We start from the raw sequence: 20,222 nt of genomic DNA, 5'->3' as shown, positions 1-20,222 counted from the left end.
GTGTTCCACAAAGGCAAGCTGCTCGAACGACCCATCGACATCTCACCCGCTGAGCCCGACGAATCAAGCGAAACGGAGGTCGCCTGAAACACCCTCATCCACAGGTCTTGACAATATCTCGGGCGCGCGTGCGGCAGAGGTCAACGACTCTCGTGTCGACGAGAGGATCGATCCAAAGCTTCACTGCGGGAGCGATACTCGTCATCGTCGATCTCGCCGCGGGCGTAGCGCTCATCCAACAGATGCTGCGCATTCGTACCACGGAGTTCGCTGCGGGTACTGCGCCTGGGACGAAACAAAGCAAGTAGGGCCGCAATGACCAACCCCCAAAATGCGATCATCGCCAGCGCCATCAGAATCCAGCTGACCCAACCCATTCCATAACCCGAATTCTCGCTCCACCACATCATGTCCGTTCACTCTCCTCACCTTCGACAGTGCTCGCCGAACCCTCTGGGATCGGTGTGCTTTCTATGAAGATTCGCTGAAGAGGTGACCGCATACCGTGTATCGCGTGCGCAGCGGCGACTGAGCAGTCCACGATGGTGGCATGGACAGTACGTCAACACGGTCAACCGACGGGTACGCAGGTTTTCGGGCACTGGTCGTCGACGACGAACGCCCACTGGCCTCGATCATCTCGAGTTACCTCGAACGAGAGTCATTCGAGGTGAGTGTGGCCTACAACGGTTTCGACGCTCTCGCCCTGGCACGTGAGGTCGATCCTGATGTGGTGGTCCTCGATCTCGGGTTGCCCGGTATCGACGGCATCGAGGTATGCCGGGAACTTCGTACATTTTCGGATGCATACGTGGTGATGCTGACTGCTCGCAGTGAGGAAGTGGACACCATCGTCGGGCTTTCTGTCGGTGCCGATGATTACATGAGCAAGCCGTTCAGCCCCCGAGAGTTGGTAGCGAGGATCCGCGCGATGATGCGCAGACCCCGCAGCGGAGTCGCGCACGGTACAACTGCGAGAGCGGTAACCCGAGACGAGGAGAGTCCGCCAATGACGTTCGGGGTGCTCAGGATCGACGTTGCCGGGCGAGAGGTCTCGGTCGCCGAGAAACCGGTTCTGCTGACTCGGACGGAATTCGACGTGTTGGCGGCATTGGCCGCTCGGCCGGGGATGGCGTTCAGCCGTCGGCAACTGATCGAAGCAGTGTGGGGTCCTGCGTGGACGGGGAACGAACATCTTGTCGATGTTCATATCGGTCATCTGCGCCGCAAACTCGGCGATGATCCCGCCGCGCCTTTGTATGTCAATACCGTGCGCGGCATCGGGTACCGAATGGGTTCCGGAAAATGACTACCCTGGAAGAACTTTCGTCTCATCAGGGGCGTACCCGCCGAGGACTCGGTGTCGGCGTGCGTTTGTTGATGGCCCAAACGCTGGTCTTGGTGGCAGGAGCGGCCACCTCATGGGTCGTTGCAGTCACTGTCGGTCCGAGTTTGTTCCGCGAGCATCTGCGCCGCGCGGGCGTGCCTCCGATGTCTGAGGAGCAAATGCATGCCGAGCAGGCATATCGCTCGGCAACTGCGGTCTCGTTGTCCGTGGCGATCGGCGCAGCTGCGTTGTGCGCGCTGGCTGTGACCTGGTATCTCAGTCGTCGGCTGCAGCGGTCGGTGACTGCGGTGTCAACTGCCGCCACGGCAGTCTCGGCGGGAAACTACGCGGCCAGAGTCCCGCCGCCGCAGCTCGGTGACGACTTCGACGCACTTGCGACGGCCTTCAACGAAATGGCGGTCCGTCTCGAGTCTGCCGAGTCGATGCGTCGACGGTTGCTGGCAGATCTCGCGCACGAGATCCGGACGCCGGTAGCTGTTCTCGAAGCATTCATGGAAGCGCTCGAAGACGGAGTGGAAGCTCTCGATGATCACACCATTGCGATGCTCAGAGATCAGACCCGACGTCTGGCACGGTTTTCCGGCGACGTCTCGGCGCTGTCCGATGCCGAGACGAATCGAGCTGCAATCGAACCGACATGGACCAGACCTGAGGTACTGGTGAGCTCAGCGGTAGCGGCGCACGAAGAACGATACGACACGAAAGCAGTCATTCTGAGCGTGGACGTCCCCGGAAATCTGCCGTCGGTGTGGCTGGACCCGGAGCGCATAGGGCAAGTGTTGAGCAATCTGCTCGACAACGCACTGCGCCACAGTCGATCACAGAGCACAGTGAAGGTGCGGGGACGGGTGAAAGGGGATCGGTTCATCCTCACACTCACCGACGAAGGCGATGGAGTCGCCGCCGAGCACCTCCCCTATCTGTTCGAGCGTTTCTATCGCGCCGACGCAGCACGCGATCGTGCTCACGGAGGGGCAGGGATCGGACTGTCCATCGCGAAAGCACTCGTCGAAGCACACGGTGGACAGATCACCGCCGCGAGTGACGGAGCCGGGCAAGGCACCACCTTCGTTATCGCGTTGCCAGTACATCGTCCGAAAGGGCGGCACATCGACTGCCGGGGAACTGTCGATGCGTGACATTCGACGCGACATTCGAGGTAATGGAAACGCTCCGGGAACACCCACTCACCCCGCCGCTACCGGCACACCTGGTCAAGAACTCGTGAGGTGAACCGATCAATGACGATTCAAGAGACCAGAGCGCAGAGGTGACCCGGCCCGGGGACTTACACTTCGATCGCTGTGACGTAGGCACTCGCGCACACCGAACCCGAGACCAGGAACCAACTACTCAGGCTCTCCCCTGAACTGTGATACCGCACGGTCACGTCGTTTCCCGCGGTGATGGGAGAGCGATATTCGAGAATCGCTCGGTAGGGGAGTGGATTTCGGGGTCCGGCCCAATCTCTGATCAGGTCTTCGACAGGCTGCCAATACGTGGCGTTGTTGACGTGGTTGAACGGATCGATATCGCTCGATCGTAAGACGAATGTCGTTTCCTCCCCATCGCCCGGATGAGCGGTGTGCCAGGGTTTCCACTTCAATCGGTGATCGTTGGCGGTCGAACCGAGTCCGGCCATGAAACTCTCTTCGATCCTGGAAGGCATCCCGTTGACCGGATTGAGATTTATCCAGAATCCTTCGGTCTCGATCAAGCCGCCGCCGTCGGATTCGATGCGGACACGCATCGTGCACCACCTGCTCGACAACCCCGAGCACCATCTGCGCATGCGCACACGAGCCGGCCAGCTGACCGGACGAATGACATCGATGACTGTGCGGCGCACGACCCACACCGGGTGGGCAGCCGCTGCGCCGCTCGCATCGAGATCGTCGAAACCGATGTCCTGCAGATAACGTGCAACGCCATCGAGTCGCACCGTCCCGGAGACGTCGATATCTCCCGTCCGTACCGGCCGAGAGGTTTCGAACACCGCGCCATTGGTCGGCAAATCCACCAGGCGGTGGTTGCGCATCGCGTCAGCTTCCATTTTGCAGATCCCTTAGATGTGATTGTTCGCTTCGATACTTTGCACACCCTTGCTGCAACGTAGTGCGATCCCTACGCCCAGTCCCGCATCAGCCGCCGGGTCTGCCGCAGTCGTACCCAGTAGTCCGTGCCCGGTCTCCGAACATGGTGAACAAGGAGCCTATCCAGTCTCGCAAACTACTACACTGTCCGCGCGATTGCCGGTTGACGTTCGATGTCCTTTCCAGGTCCTTCTTGAGTGTGCCCAAGATCGTTGCGGCACCATGGAATTCCCATATTCCTCGGCTCGGCCTCGAAGCGCCTCGTCTCGCCGCAGTGCCCACCCGCGCGTTCGCGCTCGACCTCTACCTACTATCCAGGTTCGTAGTTCAGCTACTATCGACCTTAGTAGTTCGGTGGGCATCCGCGCCAACCGAGAGATTGGGGCGACGGTGAGCAAAAAATCAACCAAAACCCGCGCGAAACAGCGGTCTACGACGCAGAGTCGAGCCCGACGCGCCACGTCACCGAAGCGGAACCCCACTTCACGACCGCACGACGAAGTCGGCACAACACCCCGTGCTAGGCCCAGTCCGGCCGGTAGTGCCGTGGAAGAACTGGCCGCAGCGGCCGCAGCGGCGTATCTGAGTAAAGCAGCGCCGACGCCAGCCTCGGCCTTGGCTCAAGCACCGCCGGCGCCGGCCATCGCCGAAAAGGCGATGCCCACCAAGCCATCGGGCACTGAACGCGTTGCCCGGCCATTGGGTGACGACGAGTCGACCGCTGCAACGGAACTCGCTGCGCCCGGCGGTGGGTGCGCTGAAGCGTTCACGCAGATAGAACCACAGGGGCTCGCAGCAACGTACTGGGGAGAATCGCCCGAGGTTACTTCCGATCTGTCGATTCTGTTCCGAGGAGCCCGCAACAGCCCGGGCAGCGAACCGGAACGTTTCGAGAGGGTCACCCACGTCAACGGTGTTCCAGCGGGGGAACGCTTCGCGGTGACTGCGAGAATCCGCGGAATCGCCACTGGTAGTTGGACTGTCAGTGCCGAGCGCATCGAAACTCCGGACGACACCACCGGGCAGTTCGACATCGCAGCTCCGCAGACCGCCACGGCCTGGACTACCGCAGCGCCATTGGTGCACGGGCCCGGCGTGCGACTCTGGACGTGGCCGCTGTTGGTCGGTTTGGGTGCAGTGTTCGCCATCGTCATGCAGGCACTGCTCTTGACCCGTATGAGCGAGAACGCCACTGCGGCAGTTCTCATTTCGATCCTCGGCTGCCTTCTCGGCTACGTGGGTGCGAAGCTCTGGTACTTGGCACTTCACCGCCAGAGCCTTCGAAAATTCGTCTCTGCCGGCGCATGCATACAAGGATTTTTGGTGGTGTCGCTCGCGGTATTGGTGCTCGGCGGAGCAGCCTTCGGTCTGGGCGTCGGTGTGTTACTGGACATGACAACGCCCGGGTTGTTTCTCGGGATTGCGATCGGGCGCCCGGGATGCTTTTTGACAGGATGCTGTTCGGGTCGACCTACCAGGTCGAGATGGGGAATGTGGGCTTCGGACCGGACTCTCGCGGTGCGCCGAATCCCCGTGCAACTGATCGAAGCGTTCGCAGGCTTGATCATCGGCCTCGCGACACTGATTTTCGTCCTCTACGGCACCGAAACGCCCTATGACGGAGCAGTATTCGTTGTCGCCGCGGCTATCTACACGTGGGTCCGTCAAGGGTTGTTCCCCTATCGTGCGGACCCTCATACACGGCGCGGGCGGCTTCTGACCAGCGCGGCATGCGGAATTGTCATCGTCGCGACGATTCTGCTGGGCGTGGTGTGATCGTGACCCAGAGTAGTAGCCTTTTGCGCTTTTCTGCCGATGCCACGTGCGCAGAAGGTGAGTCTCACGAAAATTGGGATGGCCACGAATCAAGTTTCGCGCGGGATCTGGCCAATTCGATTGGCGCCGCGTTCGGTGCATGAGGCCGGTTCAGTTCGAGGAGGGGGTGAACCGGCCTTGAGCACTGGCCCCCTGCGGGCCGGACTCCTTGTTCGTCCACGACCCGGTTTCGCACTGTTTCAAGCACCTGCTGCGCATGAAGCCATCGCCATCGCACCCAGTAGCGCCAGAAGAGGCGCCGCAGGTAGGACGATCGCCGTTCCGCAGGCAGCAAGGGTGCGGAGGTAGCGAATGGGCGCCGGGTGGTGGGTGCGGTGGGAGGACAGACGATCAAGTCGCAACGCCAGGCAATCCTGCGCTATTCCCAGAGCCGCCACGGGCACCTCGTGAGGTGTCATACTGCAGAGTGCGCGGTGCACGGATTCGCGCCCATGCTGACGAACGGCTCGGGAGTCGGCTTCGATTTCCACCAACGCACGGACCAATGGGGGCGAAGATCGCATGATCGGAAGCCACGGAAACGCGTAGGCGAGCGTTTGAGCTGCGCTGACGAGCAGATGGTGCCGCCCCGTGATGTGTGCTCGTTCATGTGCGAGTACTGCAGCAAGAGCCTCGGTGTCGAGTTGATCTCTCAATCCGTCGCTCGCAACTACAAGCGCGGGGCGCCCAGCGATACTGTAGGCGAAGGGCACAGAAACCGGGAGCCAGAGCAGTGACGAGGACCGTGCACCCCCCAGAATGCGCAGCAACCCGAGGTGCTGCTGGTGTAGCTCGCGGCGAGTGCGGGAGAAGCTGAACAGATGGACGGTGCCTCGCACCGCCCCGATGACCAGGGCTGACCCACCGAGTACACCCACCGCCGTCTCGAGCCTGGCCGGCGCGTCGTCGTGAAGGGCGAGCCAACAGCTGTGGGCGAATTCGATCAGCGACGAGACACCACCGTGACTGGGTAAAAGGCTCAAGATCACCGGGACACTGATACTCACTACAGTTCCGAGTGCCAGAGCGCCCCACAAGACGAGGACGACATGCGGATCAACGCCGCGACGCATCATCGATCCGAGGAACAGCGGGGAGAGTGCGGCAACGAGAAGGCCACCGACCGCCCACGCGAGGACGGCTGTCACTTCTTGCCTCGTTCACGCAATCCACGCGCCAGGATCTTCGATTCGACGTCGGATGTCCCGCGAACAAAATGCAACAGGACCCCGGTCGGGTCTCCGGTGGATTCGAGAAGTGCGCGCAACCCGTCAGCTGCCGCTTCCTCGCGGCTTCGCGTGGCTTCGTACCAGTACGCGCGCCCGTTTCGCTGACGATGCACCCAACCTTTGCGATGAAGATTGTCCATGACGGTCATCACCGTCGTGTACGCCGGTTCACGGTCGTCATCGAGGCCGTCGATGACGTCGCGCACACGGACCGGTTCGGTGGAGCGCCACAGCACATCCATCACCAGCGCCTCGAGCTCTCCCAGACCTTGCATTTTTCCTCCTCGTAGAGCTGCATTCGTCACCGCACCGTGCGAGTGCCCAACCTGCAACCTCCGTCGCTTTCGTACGGGGCCCAACCAGCGCTGTCGGTGATTCGTCGGTCACAGTGATGTGGGACCGCTCGATGAGGGTGTCGTGTCGACTCTGCACGCTGGAGGTTGCCGAGACGGCGAACCGAAGCCCTGTAGAAATACTATCTGTTCTGCTTCCCGTCGCCGCCCCGATACGGCGGCGGTGTCTGGCGACCTCCTCCCGTGACGATCTGCCGAACCCCTGTCAGCTCTGACAGTGTCAAAAGGTTTATCCAGCACTTTCGCGTCGACTACGGGAGAACGTCTCGCGCGGAGCTTCTGTTTGCGATTCAGCATCGTTTGCCGGCAGGGCGACAGGTCTTACAGCGCGCTGCCTTCCGACCATCGGTCCCACGGCACACTCCAGTCGCCGTTCTGCCACAATTCGAGAGGGGCGCCGCCGGTATTGCGTATCTCCACGACATCTCCGGGAAGCGAAAAATCATAGAACCATTGAGCATTGGCGCGACTGAGGTTCAAGCAGCCGTGTGAAACATTGGTATTGCCTTGCGCCCAGACTGTGTCTTCGAGTTCGTGAAGGTAAATTCCGTCGGTGCTTATTCGGGTGGCGTAGTTGATTTTTTCCTTGTACCCCAGCCGGGAATTGACGGGAAGTCCGTAGGTCGACGAGTCCATGATCACGGGGTTGGCCTGATCGAGGACGGTGTAAATGCCTGGTTGGGTCCAGAAGGAGATCGTTTGGCCGTTGACGAGCTCGGTTCCTCCCATGCCCATCGATGTCGGCATAGTGCGCACAGTTTTGCCGTTGCTCGTGACCGTCACTTGCTTGGTCGTATCGTCGGCGACGGCGATATGCGAGTCGCCGATGGTGAATGCAGTCGTGGCGTCTTCCTGTCCGAACAGTCCGCCACCGAGCGGGACGCCGAAGACCGCAGCCCGGACCGTGACCTCGGTGCCGGGGGGATAGTACGCACGAGGTCGCCAGTGAACATTCTGGTCATCCACCCAGTACCACGAGCCTTCGAGCGGCACCGACGTTTGCACAGTCAGGCTTTTCTCCGCCGCTGCACGATCGAGGATCGGCTCGTCGAAATGCGTGACAATAACGATCCCTACCCCGAAAGTGCCACCATCTGTGAGGAGGTTACCCCCGGCCGTCACGAAGGATGGTTTGGTCAGGTTCCGCGGCTTGACTGTGGAGAAGGTGCTGGACTGATCGAGACGTGAGCCATCGTTTTGGGTGGCTGACGCTGTCATCGTGTAGGTCTTCCCGTAGTCCAAGGACGCGCCGGGTTTCCACACCTGCCGGTCAGGGGTGAAGATGCCATCGACCACAGCCCCGCCCACTTCGGTGAGCACTACCGAGTCGAGCCTCCCGCCAACAGATTCCACCGTGACCGGATCAAGGGGGTTGACGGTATCTGTCCCCCCGGAAGGAGTCATCACCAGCGCGGAGACAGGAGAGTCGTTCTCGGCGGGCGCACCCGTGTCACTCGGTGCGGACTGCGGTGCTGTGGAGGTGCATCCTGTCAGCGTTGCGACCATAAGGACAAGGACGACTAACCCTGTATGCCGTGTTGAGGCCATAATTGTTCCTTCACGTCAGTGGGTGGGGAGCGCCGACGAAGACAGTGATTCGCAAGGGACGCAAGTAATCAGATGGAAGATCAGAGCGGACAACGAGAAGAGAGGCTTCGACGGACAGGCCTAGCCACTCGCCAGTTTCCGGATCAGTTCTGTTGCAAAAGTGCTTGCATCGCGGTGATCTCGGACTGCTGTGCGGCGATGATATCGGTAGCCAATTGCTTGGCGTCGGCGTTGTCGCCATCGGATAGTTCCGATTGGGCCGTCGCGATCGCGCCGGAGTGATGTTCGATCATCATCTTCAGCCACGCGGTGTCGAAGTCCCCATCGCGCAGCCCCTCCAATTGAGCGATCTGCTGCTGGGACATCATTCCTGAATCAACCCCGCCGTGGTCCATTCCATCCATGGAGTCCACAGGGGAGGTGGCGTCGGACGTAGGTTGACCCCATTGTTCGATGAGCGCTGCAATCTGATCCATTTCGGGCCCGCGAGCGGTTTGGATCGAAGCGGCGAGTTCGAGTATTCGAGGATTGGTGGTGCGACTGTCAACCATCTTTGCAATCTCGACGGCCTGTGCGTGATGTGGATACATCATCGCGACGAACTGCATATCCGCGCTGTTGGCGCCGTTGGGCTGCGAGGCCGCGGAGGAGTTGGACATGTTTCCGCTGTCGTTGCTCGACATTTGGCTCATGTCATGGCCGCCGCAGCCGGCGATCAGCATCAGACCGGCGGCAGACCCCGCTGAGACTGCGATACGTGTGGAAACAGCACGTGTAAGCATCATATTTTTCTCCTGGAATGTGTTGTTGTGCAAAAAATTCTTCTGGGGAGGGGCCGTCGACTCGGATGGTCAGTAGTTCCGCTATGAGCGTCTGTCGTATCCGCAGCGCCGACAGTTGGTTGTGTAGGGGCAAGGTGTCGTGCACGATGCACGTCTGCGGCAACAGGGGAACGTGCAACCCTCCACTCACGCGTGCCGGTATGATCCTTGTCTTCGCGCTCGATGACGACTGTCGCGGTGATCAGCGTGGTGTCGTGCGCGCCGGGCAGGACCAGCGAGGTGACGGTGGAACCTGCAATCAGAAGGTTGCGGTGATCAAGACAAGCGACAGCAGGGGATGAGTGGTTGAACAGACTGCAGGCCAGAGCCACCGCTACCGGTTCGTCACCCTGCGTATGCCGTAGGAATTTCGAAGGCCTGGGCGCGGCCAGTGCGCGGGTGCGACAGAACTGGCAGGGGTGAATGAACGAGTAAGGGGAGATCATCGCAGCTTCCGTTCCTATTGCACGGTGACAGTTCACTGGACGTGAATATCTCGTCAGTTCTCCCCCATCAGTTCACTTCGGGGTAGACGAAGGTGCGGGTGATGAGATGTTTTGCATCGCTTAGTGTTTCGGAAACTATTCGTCCAGTTTGGTCGAGGTCGAGCAGTACGTTCATACCCGCAGCCGGATAGCCCAATGCCAGACGGAGTTGCCGTCCGGCGCTGGGTAAGCGCACCGCGATGGGCGCAGTCCCGTCCGCATACGGCTCCTGGGCGAGGAAGAACTCGCTGGACAGACTTAGTTGCTGAGGTTCGGGTCCGACGTTTGCGGCATCACTGGTCACCGATTCGTAAAAGGTCAGATTCTTCTGAGTGCGGGTGATATCTACGGCTCGAGCGAGATCGGTGTCCCCGGACTGAACAGGCCATGGAATTAACATGCTGACCGTCCCGCCCAGCCACCCTGTCGCCGCGGCCTCGAGCGTGAGCATGCTTTCACCCAGTGGCCAATCGGCTTGCGCCACGAAGCATCCGGATCCGCACCCGCGCAAGGGAAGGGAAGTGTTCTGCCCGCTCGCCCGCAGTGCGCCGATCAAGGTGTATTCCTGGTCCGGTTCCTGAGCGTAGTAGTCGACGCGGCGCGGAGTCGACAGTCGAACCACCAGCTGCCCTTCGCTGGCGGCGACGCTCACCCCAATCTGTCCAGCCAATGTTCCCAGCGGCAGAACCGGACCGATGGCTGCAGGTGGTCCCGGCTGGGCGGGTGAATTGGCAGGCGCCGTCGAGACTAATGCAGCACTGATGGCGAGCACGGAGATCAGGAGGATGCTCTCGATACGAATCTGATTGCGCAGTTTGCCCACTTGTTCAGTTCTGCGCATCGTCCGCCGTGCAGATATCGCCACACCCGAGGCGGCGATGACGAAGAGTAGTTTGACCGTCAGAAGTTGCCCGTACGGGGTGGAAAACATTGCGGCAACGGGGATCAGCAACAATGCCGAGATCGTACCGGTGGTCACGACGACGATGAAGGTCCACAGCGCAAGTCGTGTGTAACCGGCCACGACCCACCGAACCGGGGCATGCTGACCCCGCCACGCGAATGCAGTGCGAACCGTGTGGAGCAAAGCGCCGACCCAGATTGCCGCTGCCGCGAGATGAACGGCGGTGAGAAACGCGCCCCATCCGGGAGCGACGACGTTTGCGTGCGAGCGCAGCCCTTCGGCGGCAATGACCAGCAGAAGGGCTGCGCTCGCAAGTCTGGGGCTCCCCGCGGCTTTCAGCGCCAAGGCCAACATGAGCCCACACGTCTCTACGAGCAAGATGATGCCCGCACGTTCTTGCCATAGCGCAGCAACGCTGGACGAAGCGGCGAGCGAAACCATAAGGCCTGCAACACCTACCAAAGCAATACAAGCGCCGGCCGGAAACCAGGTGCGCAACTTCTTCAACGAAGGGTTCTCGGCGTGCGGTACAGACGACAATCTCTCCGCGACAAGTGTCCCGAGCGCGAGGGCGAACCCGACGAACAGCAGCCACCGGAGCACGGTTTCCGTCCACGAGGTCGAGGCGCTGTCGTCGCCACCGCCACCGCCGCTGTCGGTCAAAGCGAGGCCGACGGCAAACCGAAAGTCTTCCTCGACGAGGTCACCATCTGCGCCGATCACTTGCCACCGGACGGTGTAGGTGCCCGGCGACGGAGCATCCGAGAGCCGGGAAGTGATTGCACGGCCACCTTTGGACGACTCTGCTGCCTCCATCGGGCTCTCACGGCCTGCGCCGTCCAGGACTTTGATCGCATCGGTCCCGGCGGTGACTTGTTCGTTGAAGATCAGGGTGATGGCTTGCGGAGGCTCGGAAACGGCAGTCTCCGAGCCAGGTTCGGTAAAGAGCAGCGTGGGGTGAGCGTTGGCGATGCCGGCGCCCAGAACCACAAGGACTCCCGCAACGAGCACAAGTGTGATGCTCTGGAACATTCGAACGAACAACGACATGTTCAGGTCAGTTCAAGGCATACAGAGACTGAGAAGTCGCCGCGTACGCGCTGTCGTAACTCGCCGCAGTCAACGCTTCGACTGCTCCGACATTAGCGCGCTTCTCCCAGCCTTTTCCCTCCCTGCTCCGCCAGGCGAATCCATCTTGATCGACCCCCCACAGTGCATCCGAGGAGCCCGCGATCAGCACCATGGACGGCGCTCCAGCGACCTTTGTGAAGGTGCGCCCGTCGTCGCTGCTGTACTGCAGCCCTGACGAGGTGACAGCCCATGTCCCACTCTCGGTGAGAGCGAGGGACGCCACACCCAGGGCACCGCCGGATTCCCACGACTTTCCCTGATCCTTCGACACCGTGACACCTCTGGCCCCGTCGAAGCCGACGAGTGTCGTGCCATCTGTAACCAGAGAATGAAAGTCGACCTGTCCCGCGAGCGAGCTATCCGTCCAGGTTCGGCCGCCGTCGTTGCTGGTGCGTAGGCCAAGTGGGTTGGCTGCGGTACTGGACGGTCCCGGGTGCCCTGAGGAAAAGAGCGTGTCACTGCCCGCCACGCCCGCCAACCCCATCAAATCGTCGTCGGAATCACCCACTCGCACTGTGTCGCCCGAATCTCCGATCGCGAACAGTCCGCGATGCGTACCCGCCAAGATGGTGCCATCGGCGTTGATATGCAACCCGTGCAGATGGTCAAGTTCGGGTGTGAGCTCCACCCCTGGTATGGGCGGGACGATGGACTGGCCGGCCTTGTCGTCGTTTCCCTGCGTCGAACAAGCCGCAAGAGAAACGGCGATGAGAGCGGCGCCGACGAGCCCCACGATTGGGGACGTTCGCGCACGACGACTATTGGGCATCTGGGTGTCTCGTCCTGTATTCGAAGGGATGGCAACATTTCCGGGCGACTGGTACCTTATCTACTAAGATGCATAGTAGATGAGGGTGTTGGCTGGCTGCGAATTCACCCCCTGCAATGGTCTAGTGCAAGGGAAATGCTCGCCGTCGAAGCCCCTGATCTGATACGGCAGGGAGGTGCAATTGGTCTGGTCCCACGCACGGGTCGACGGGATGACGGCGCATCGCGTCATTGGTGGCGCAACCGGCGGTGGGCAGGAAGTTTGAACACAGGGCGGGTGCAGCGGTACTGCCTAGCCCTGGTGGCAGGAATGATTGAGAGTTCTTCTCGTGTGGTCACTTACCCGGAGATCTTGCAGTTGGCGAAGCGCCCATACAGACGGGATGCTGCTCAACGTGCCTTCGTGTGTGCCACTGCTGCACTACACCGTAGCCAGGGCAGGTCCAATCGATTGTCGCCCACCATGGAGACGACGTGATTTCGCGTCTGGCCCACTACGGGCGACGAGACCAGGGGAATCTCGTGGGCACAACTAATCCGGTTGGTCCAGGCCGTCGTGACTATGCGACCCACGGATACATCAGCGCAAAGGACTTGTACCTCAAACGCCTCAAGCGTATTGAGGGTCAGTCGCGAGGGCTGCAGCGAATGGTTGAAGAAGAAAGGTGCTGCATTGACATCCTTACCCAAATATCGGCGATGAAAAAAGCGCTGCATGCAGTAGCTATGGAATTGCTCGAAGACCATCTCAGTCATTGTGTCGTCGATGCCGCCGCAAGAGGGGGCGCCGAATCCGACGCCAAGATCAGGGAGGCCGCCGAGGCGATCAGACGGCTCGTGAATTCGTGAGGACCCTCCCATCTGATGTCCGAAACGATCTACTAGTCGGTGGGGCGGAATTTCGATGCCGTTTTATCGAAAGTCATTTACTTAGAATGTAGTTACGATCGAATCATGTTTTTTGAATGCGGGAGCGGGCGGCACATAGGGAAGCACTCCGCATGTTCCGTATTCCGGAGCGATTTCTGCTCGCCACAACCGGGATCCGAGGTCCTCGACGGGAATCGAGTTCATGATGAGCGCGTGCGGTGGCAGTCCCCACCGGGTGGGGATCGCCGAAGCATCATGGTGGCGCACCCGGGCTTATCGTGGGCCTGGGGTATCTGACGGTGATGGGCTCGTCGTGGTGGTGCTCGGTGTCGAGGATCCGTCACTTATGTACAGGGTGATGGTGGAGCCCGGAAGTGCCGCTCCCGACGGAGCTGTCGCGGTTGCTGTCCCTCTCGCGCTCGGACTTGACGTGAGGGAGACCGTCACTTTGAACCCGGCGTTCTGCAACAGAGATGTTGCGGCGGACTCGGTCATCCCGACCACGTCGGGTACCTGATCCCCGGCCGAACCGCGAACATATTTCTGGTCCAGCGGGGGTAGCGTGATGGGTCCGAAGTTGCTCGCGATCGGTCCCATCGCGTTGTACCACGTTCGGGCAGGTTCATTGCCGCCGTACAAATCGCCCGAATTGCACGAGCGCAGTGGGAACGAACAGATGGCACTCGGCGTCGGCGAATCGCCATAGGTATACACCGCGCCCGCGTAGCGATTGGTGAAGCCGAGAAAACCAGAGGATCGGTTCGACTCGGTGGTCCCGGTTTTTCCCGACATCGGCAGAGACCATCCGGCAGATTGGGCGGCGCCGGATGCTGTGCCCCCAGGTTGATCGTCCTTGCTCATCGCGTTGGCCAAGGTGTTCGCCAGCCCGGGGTCGACGACTTGTTCGCATCCTTGTTGCGTCATCGGCACCGGGTTGCCGTCGCTGTCGACTATAGAGTCGATGGGGGTAGGCGGGCACCACACGCCCGACGATGCGAGTGTGGCTGCGACATTGGAGAGTTCGAGTGGATTGACGGGCGTCGGACCGAGGGTGAACGAACCGAGATTTTGCTCTTTCTGAAGATCGGTCATGCTGCGTTCACCTTGGCCCGAGGTGCCCGGGTCGTTGTAGGAGCGTAGTCCGAGGCGTACGGCCATCTCGATGGTCGGTGTGACACCGACGGTCTCGAGTAGTTTCACGAACGGGGTGTTCGGAGATTGAGCCAGGGCGTCCGTCAGTGACAGAGATGCCGGGTAGTTGCCTGTGTTCTCGACGCAGTAGGTGGCCACGGGGCATCCGCGTGCGCCGCCGTTTCCGAGACCTTTGACTTCTACGCGCCGCGGCACCTGCAAGACGCTGTTGCTGCCTAGCCCTTTTTCCATAGCCGCGGCGGCGGTAAAGATTTTGAAGATCGAGCCGGCACCGTTGCCGACCAGCGAATATGGTTGCGGCTGTACGGTCTGAGCTGCATCGGCGTCGAGCCCGTAGATGCGACTACTACCCATCGCGAGGAGGCGATGCTGTTCCTGGCCGGGCTCGATGATATTCATCACCGACGCGACACCATCCACGTCGGGGCTCGTGTTGCCGACGAGGGCAGTTCTGACCGAGCCTTGGACGACCGGGTCGAGGGTCGTTCTGATCAGGTAGCCGCCCTTGTCGATTTGTTCGCGGCTGATCCCTGCCTCTTCGAGGTACTGCAAGGCGTAGTCGCAGAAGAACCCTCGGTCGCCGGCGGCGATACAACCGCGTGGCAGTGCGTTGGGTTCCGGGAGCACTCCCAAGGGCTGGGTCTTGGCTGCCCGAAGTTCGTCGGCTCGGTCGGGAAGGTTATCGATCATGGTGTCGAGAACGGTGTTGCGACGTATCGTGACCCCTTCTGCGTTCGTGTACGGATTCAGTGCCGAACTGGACTGGACCGTGCCCGCAAGCATGGCCGCCTGTACGGCGGAAAGCTTGCTGGCGTCGATGCCGAAGTAGGTCTGGGCGGCGTCCTGAATTCCGAAGGATGCGTTACCGAAGGGAACCAGGTTGAGGTATCGGGTCAGGATTTCGTCCTTGGTGAGTTGTCGATCGAGTGTGAGCGCCATACGGATCTCACGAATCTTGCGGGCCGGTGTCGTTTCGATAGCTGCCCGCCGTTCCGAATCGGTCTTGGCCAGCACGAGTAGTTGGTAGTTCTTCACGTATTGCTGGTTGATGGTCGACGCGCCCTGTTCGACTTGTCCGCTTGTGGTGTTGGTCAAGAACGCCCGGAGCGTGCCTTGCCAGTCCACGCCTTGATGATCGGCGAACCGTCTGTCCTCGACGGAGACGATCGCCAGTTTCATCTCATTGGAAATCTTCTCGCTCGCCACCTCGAAGCGGCGTTGCTCGTACAGCCAGGCGATCGGGGTGCCAGCAGCATCGACCATGGTCGAGACACCGGGAACAAGGCCCTCAACCAGTTCGGACGAGACGTTTTCGACGGTGTTCGACGCCTGGTTCGATGCGTATCCCAGGCCTCCGGCGAGAGGAAAAAGTACACCCGCGAGTAGGACTCCGGCGAGTATCGTGCAACCGACGAGTTTCGTCACGGTTCGTCGTGCGCTGGTCATGTCGTTCCTGCCTTGTTCGAGTTCGATGCGGGCGCAGTCGCGGGAAGTGCTCGGTGATAGACCTGCATGCGGCACCCGTCCCGGTCGAGATAGACCCGCGCGGGTATCCATCCGAGTCGGTCGTAGAAGCCGTGTGAACTGTCCGAGTCGTCGTCGCCTACCGCGGTAACGAGTTCGGCGGTCGGTGTGCCGTATCGGGACGCAGCGGTTTCGAAGGCGACAGTGAGCTGCGCTCCGATCCCATGTCCGCGCTGTGTGGGGTCGACGGCGATGGCGACCAGCACTGCCGTTGCATCGGCGGGTTCCCGGGCGGATGAGTGGTTTCTACGTGCTTTCGGCGGGCGGAGTGAAAGCAGTTCGCTCACGGCTGAGCACCACGGCCGGGCTCGGGTTCGAACGAATCGAGCAGCGAGGCGTGGCCGCACTGCCAGTGCGATGAATCCGTGCGCAGCAAGAGAAACCACTGTCCGGCGATCGCGCAATACCTGACTCAGGTGCGCCCGGTGATCGAGTGTTCCGAGGAGAAATCCCAGAATGTTCTGGTCGGCGTCGGCTGCGACGAACGCAACTGCATGGGGTCGTGCGACGAAGCTTGCATGCCAGCGCCGCAGGAATCGATATCCGAGTTGGGGGAACAGGCCTACCGGTAGGGCCTCGAGGTGCAGGCGGGCGCTGGTGGACAGGTCGGGGAGAGCGGCGTGGCGGACATGGATGGGGCCGAGTCGTGGTGCACCGGGTGGTTCCGGTGCGGACGGGGGCCGGGTAGAGCTGACTATGACACGCACGACGGCGCTCCTGTGGTGCGATCGCGCGCCATCTCGACAGATGGCAGACGCTGAACCGAGTTGGGTGTGGAGGATCTGCTGGCTAACGCAGACCTGTCACACCCTCAGCACGCAGGCTGCGTCGAGAATCGATACGGGACGCATTGTCGCGTCGACCGCCGAAAAGATTGCGCTGGTTTGCTTTTCACCGTCAGGGCGGGGGTATGCCCATGCGACCCAGAGTAGACGCAAGGCGGCGACGACGAGCCCTAGCGAGACAATCGCCAACAGCACGTGCATCGAATCGAGCCCCGAAGCGGGGCTGTCACCCTCGCCACGTATGTCGTGAGCATGGCCGGTAAGGACGCTGTCACTGTCGCTGGTGGCGTCGGGTCCATCGGCGACGAGTTCCATGACAGCGACCATCGGGGCATGGCTCGCAGCGATCGACGAACTCGTAGGCGTGTGCGTGATCTGCGACGACATGAGCACTGTGAACACCGCAGCGAGTATCGCGGCACCGAGCAAGGCCCGCTGCACCGCCGCGCGTATTCGTATCGGACACACACCGCAAAGATAGCATCGGTGAGAGTTCAAATTCAGAAGTGCGCATCCATCGATGCCGAAACCTACGACGGACCGGCGGTGCCAGATGCAGAGGTAGTTGACGAGGTAGGGGCACGGACAAGGTATACCGCCGGGATTTGATCGCGAGTGCACCGAACATCAGGTACGTCCGGGGCGTCACTTACCCGTTATCGAAGATGATGGAATCCGTTGTCTAGCAATAATATTGGGCCTGAGCTCGAACGGGTTTCCCGGGCTGACCTAACGCCAACCAATTGTGCGCCGGGGTGCTCGCCGAGCCGTCTCCGTCCCGGGGCGCAGCAGGGGGTGGGGCGCAATCTCCCACGGCGACAGCGGGCCCCGGAATGCGTCGGCGGGGTTCACCGACGTGTGCCAGGAGGTGGGTGTAACCCGATCGTGGGGTGTGGTCGGGGTACCCCTGTCGATATGATCTCTTGGTTCAATGCTGTTGTCGGGCATCGTCATCAACAATGGGCGGGTGAGACTTGCGTCGCCGTCTTCCGCTGGGACACGTATTACAGGATGCGACGTAGACGCCGCATTCTCGGCCGGATCTCCGTCCGATCGAGCACGAGCAGCGATCAGCTACGTCAACCATCGTCGCATAGAAATTGGTGTCCGCATCTCGGGGGAAGCATCCTTAGCTACTAAGGTCCGTAGTAGTTTAGAGTGTCGGTCGGCTGCGAATTTCCCGGCGATTTCCGTCTCCTCCTGGTGTCGGGTGGGGTACGCACCCCCAGTTCGTTCGATCGCTGCGACAGGTTTGGCGCCATCGCGTGTCCTGGCCTTTGATGACCTCGCGATAAGTTACCGGCAAGTAACTTGACGTGGTGTGTACTAGTTGAGTACCTCGGAGGCCGGTTTCGATAATGCCTTCAAAACAGAGAGACGACGATGAATAGCCTGACCATCACACTCGGCGCAATTGGTGTGCTGCTAAGTGTTTTTAGCTGGAGTTCCTTCGTGAGTGGTGCGTTGAGGATGTTCAACACCGTGCGCATCGGCCAGTCGGCACCTGATCGATGGCGCCCGTTCTTCCCTCGCTTCAAGCAGATGATCATCGAGTTCATCGCGCACACGCGCATGAACAAGTTCCGCAGCGTCGGCTGGGCCCACTGGCTCGTCATGATCGGTTTCGCGTTGGGGATGTTCGTTGCGATGGAGGCCTACATCCAGACCTTCAACCCCGCCGGGGGCTGGCCGTTTGTGAGTGGCTGGGCTGCCTACCATTTCATCGATGAACTGCTGGGTCTCGGCACTGTTGTCGGTATCACCACGCTGATCGTGATCCGTCAGCTCAACCACCCGCGTCTGCCTGCGCGCCTGTCCCGGTTCGGCGGCTCCAACTTCAAGGCCGCCTATTTCGTCGAGACGATCGTCTTGGTCGAGGGCCTGGGCATGATCATGGTCAAGGCCGGCAAGATCGCGACCTACGGTCACGCCAACCCGTGGACCGACTTCTTCACCATGCAGGTCGCCAAACTGCTTCCCGCGAGTGTGGTCATGGTCTCGGTCATGGCGTTCGTGAAATTGATGTCGGCGATGGTGTGGCTCTACATTGTGGGCCGCAACATCACCTGGGGCGTCGCCTGGCACCGCTTCTCCGCGTTCTTCAACATCTATTTCAAGCGTGAAGACGACGGCACCGTCGCGCTCGGCGCGGCAAAGCCCATGATGTCCAAGGGCAAAGTCCTGACGATGGAGAACGTCGACCCCGACACCGACACTCTCGGCGCCGGAAACATCGAAGACTTCTCCTGGAAGGGCTGGCTCGACTTCACCACCTGCACCGAGTGCGGGCGTTGCCAGTCCCAGTGCCCTGCTTGGAACACCGGAAAGCCGCTCTCCCCCAAGCTGCTCATCATGTCGCTGCGTGACCACGGCTACGCCAAGGCCCCGTACCTGCTCGCTGGTGGACGCAAGGACATGGGCGGCGACGAGATCGGACTCGTCGACAGCGAAGGCAACGTCAAGGAAGCCGCACTCGCAGCCATCCCCGAGGCCGCACGCCTCGAGGCCGACCGCAAGCTCGTCGGTGAAACCGTCGAAGGTGAGATGGCCCCGGTCATCGACGCCGAAACCTTGTGGAGCTGCACCAACTGCGGTGCCTGCGTCGAACAGTGCCCCGTCGACATCGAACACGTCGACCACATCATCGACATGCGTCGCTACCAGGTCCTGATCGAATCGGAGTTCCCCTCCGAGCTCGCCGGCCTGTTCAAGAACCTCGAGAACAAGGGCAACCCCTGGGGCCAGAACTCCAAGGATCGCCTCAACTGGATCAACGAGATGGACTTCGAGATCCCCGTCTTCGGCAAGGACGCCGACAGCTTCGAGGACTACGAGTACCTCTTCTGGGTCGGCTGCGCCGGCGCCTACGAAGACCGTGCCAAGAAGACCACCAAGGCTGTCGCCGAACTCCTCGCCACCGCGGGAGTGAAGTTCATGGTCCTCGGCGCCGACGAAACCTGCACCGGCGACTCCGCACGTCGTGCCGGCAACGAGTTCTTGTTCCAGCAGCTCGCAATGCAGAACATCGAGATGCTCAACTCGGTCTTCGACGGTATCGAGCAGAAGAAGCGCAAGATCGTCGTCACCTGTGCGCACTGCTTCAACGCCCTCGGCAACGAGTACCCGGAGGTGGGCGGCGACTACGAGGTCGTGCACCACACCCAGCTGCTCAACCGTCTGGTGCGCCAGAAGAAGCTGATCCCGGTTGCGTCCGTGAGCGAAGACGTCACCTACCACGACCCGTGCTTCCTCGGACGCCACAACAAGGTTTACGACGCTCCCCGTGAACTCATGGAAGCCTCAGGCTCCAAGCTGGTCGAAATGCCGCGTCACGGCGAACGTTCCATGTGCTGTGGTGCCGGTGGTGCTCGCATGTGGATGGAAGAGAACATCGGT

The 20,222-nt window shown here is 61.0% G+C and carries 16 protein-coding genes; 5 read left to right on the top strand and 11 right to left on the bottom strand.

All coding sequences use genetic code 11. From position 1 onward, the window contains the following. Positions 1-140: 140 nt before the first annotated feature. On the bottom strand, positions 141-410 hold the full coding sequence (locus tag ASU23_RS12655) for an SHOCT domain-containing protein (RefSeq protein ID WP_030537786.1): 270 nt from the start codon (positions 408-410) through the stop codon (positions 141-143). Positions 411-550: 140 nt separating this feature from the next. Between ASU23_RS12655 and ASU23_RS12650 the strand changes: the two genes are divergently transcribed. Together ASU23_RS12650 and ASU23_RS12645 are read left to right on the top strand one after the other, a co-directional pair. Beyond that, the gene (locus tag ASU23_RS12650; protein WP_030537785.1) at positions 551-1,309 is read left to right on the top strand and encodes a response regulator transcription factor; all 759 of its coding nucleotides are present in this window, start codon (positions 551-553) and stop codon (positions 1,307-1,309) included. Further along, complete coding sequence (locus ASU23_RS12645; RefSeq protein WP_030537784.1) at positions 1,306-2,487, top strand: ATP-binding protein; 1,182 nt, start codon at positions 1,306-1,308, stop codon at positions 2,485-2,487. Before ASU23_RS12650 ends, ASU23_RS12645 begins: the two co-directional genes overlap by 4 nt. 149 nt (positions 2,488-2,636) lie before the next feature. On the opposite strand, the gene ASU23_RS12640 is transcribed toward ASU23_RS12645, so the two are convergent. Next, positions 2,637-3,401 carry an acyl-[acyl-carrier-protein] thioesterase gene (locus tag ASU23_RS12640; protein ID WP_030537783.1) on the bottom strand — a complete coding sequence of 255 codons (765 nt, stop codon included), beginning with the start codon at positions 3,399-3,401 and terminating at the stop codon, positions 2,637-2,639. Positions 3,402-3,987: 586 nt separating this feature from the next. Here ASU23_RS12640 and ASU23_RS12635 point away from each other — a divergent pair. Beyond that, complete coding sequence (locus ASU23_RS12635) at positions 3,988-5,217, top strand: prolipoprotein diacylglyceryl transferase family protein (protein WP_051720982.1); 1,230 nt, start codon at positions 3,988-3,990, stop codon at positions 5,215-5,217. A gap of 239 nt (positions 5,218-5,456) precedes the next feature. Here the strand turns inward: ASU23_RS12635 and ASU23_RS12630 are convergent, their stop codons facing one another. The 6 genes from ASU23_RS12630 to ASU23_RS12600 form a co-directional block, all read right to left on the bottom strand. Continuing rightward, positions 5,457-6,404 (bottom strand): M56 family metallopeptidase, encoded by a 948-nt coding sequence (locus tag ASU23_RS12630; RefSeq protein WP_019747376.1) that lies wholly within the window; start codon positions 6,402-6,404, stop codon positions 5,457-5,459. Then, positions 6,401-6,760 carry a BlaI/MecI/CopY family transcriptional regulator gene (locus ASU23_RS12625; protein WP_019747377.1) on the bottom strand — a complete coding sequence of 120 codons (360 nt, stop codon included), beginning with the start codon at positions 6,758-6,760 and terminating at the stop codon, positions 6,401-6,403. Before ASU23_RS12625 ends, ASU23_RS12630 begins: the two co-directional genes overlap by 4 nt. 399 nt (positions 6,761-7,159) lie before the next feature. After that, on the bottom strand, positions 7,160-8,344 hold the full coding sequence (locus tag ASU23_RS12620; RefSeq protein ID WP_019747378.1) for an Ig-like domain-containing protein: 1,185 nt from the start codon (positions 8,342-8,344) through the stop codon (positions 7,160-7,162). Between the two features lie 185 nt (positions 8,345-8,529). Next, a complete protein-coding gene (locus ASU23_RS12615) occupies positions 8,530-9,201 on the bottom strand; it encodes a DUF305 domain-containing protein (protein WP_223304577.1) in 672 nt (223 codons plus the stop codon). 519 nt (positions 9,202-9,720) lie between these two features. After that, a complete protein-coding gene (locus ASU23_RS12605) occupies positions 9,721-11,646 on the bottom strand; it encodes a copper resistance protein CopC (protein ID WP_030537779.1) in 1,926 nt (641 codons plus the stop codon). A 7-nt stretch (positions 11,647-11,653) separates the two neighbouring features. Continuing rightward, on the bottom strand, positions 11,654-12,496 hold the full coding sequence (locus ASU23_RS12600) for a F510_1955 family glycosylhydrolase (protein WP_019747382.1): 843 nt from the start codon (positions 12,494-12,496) through the stop codon (positions 11,654-11,656). A 521-nt stretch (positions 12,497-13,017) separates the two neighbouring features. Here ASU23_RS12600 and ASU23_RS12595 point away from each other — a divergent pair. Further along, a complete protein-coding gene (locus ASU23_RS12595; RefSeq protein ID WP_051720984.1) occupies positions 13,018-13,344 on the top strand; it encodes a metal-sensitive transcriptional regulator in 327 nt (108 codons plus the stop codon). 294 nt (positions 13,345-13,638) lie between these two features. On the opposite strand, the gene ASU23_RS12590 is transcribed toward ASU23_RS12595, so the two are convergent. The 3 genes from ASU23_RS12590 to ASU23_RS12580 all read right to left on the bottom strand — a co-directional run bounded on the left by ASU23_RS12590 (position 13,639) and on the right by ASU23_RS12580 (position 17,294). Beyond that, complete coding sequence (locus tag ASU23_RS12590; RefSeq protein ID WP_172827054.1) at positions 13,639-15,963, bottom strand: transglycosylase domain-containing protein; 2,325 nt, start codon at positions 15,961-15,963, stop codon at positions 13,639-13,641. Next, positions 15,960-16,748, bottom strand: coding sequence for an N-acetyltransferase (locus ASU23_RS12585; RefSeq protein WP_054186705.1), 789 nt, complete (start codon positions 16,746-16,748; stop codon positions 15,960-15,962). The genes ASU23_RS12590 and ASU23_RS12585 overlap by 4 nt, the downstream gene beginning before the upstream one ends. A gap of 96 nt (positions 16,749-16,844) precedes the next feature. Continuing rightward, positions 16,845-17,294: a hypothetical protein gene (locus tag ASU23_RS12580; RefSeq protein WP_156423157.1), complete on the bottom strand. Its 450-nt coding sequence runs from the start codon at positions 17,292-17,294 to the stop codon at positions 16,845-16,847. A 915-nt stretch (positions 17,295-18,209) separates the two neighbouring features. On the opposite strand from ASU23_RS12580, the gene ASU23_RS12575 reads away from it, so the two are divergent. Next, positions 18,210-20,222: (Fe-S)-binding protein (locus tag ASU23_RS12575; RefSeq protein ID WP_156423158.1), on the top strand; the 2,013-nt coding region annotated here is incomplete at its 3' end.

The organism is Rhodococcus sp. KB6, from assembly GCF_001445685.1.
In the GTDB taxonomy this organism is placed as follows: domain Bacteria; phylum Actinomycetota; class Actinomycetes; order Mycobacteriales; family Mycobacteriaceae; genus Rhodococcus_F; species Rhodococcus_F qingshengii.
The sequence above is the reverse complement of the archived record's forward strand: the minus strand, read 5'-3'. Positions and strand labels throughout refer to the sequence as shown.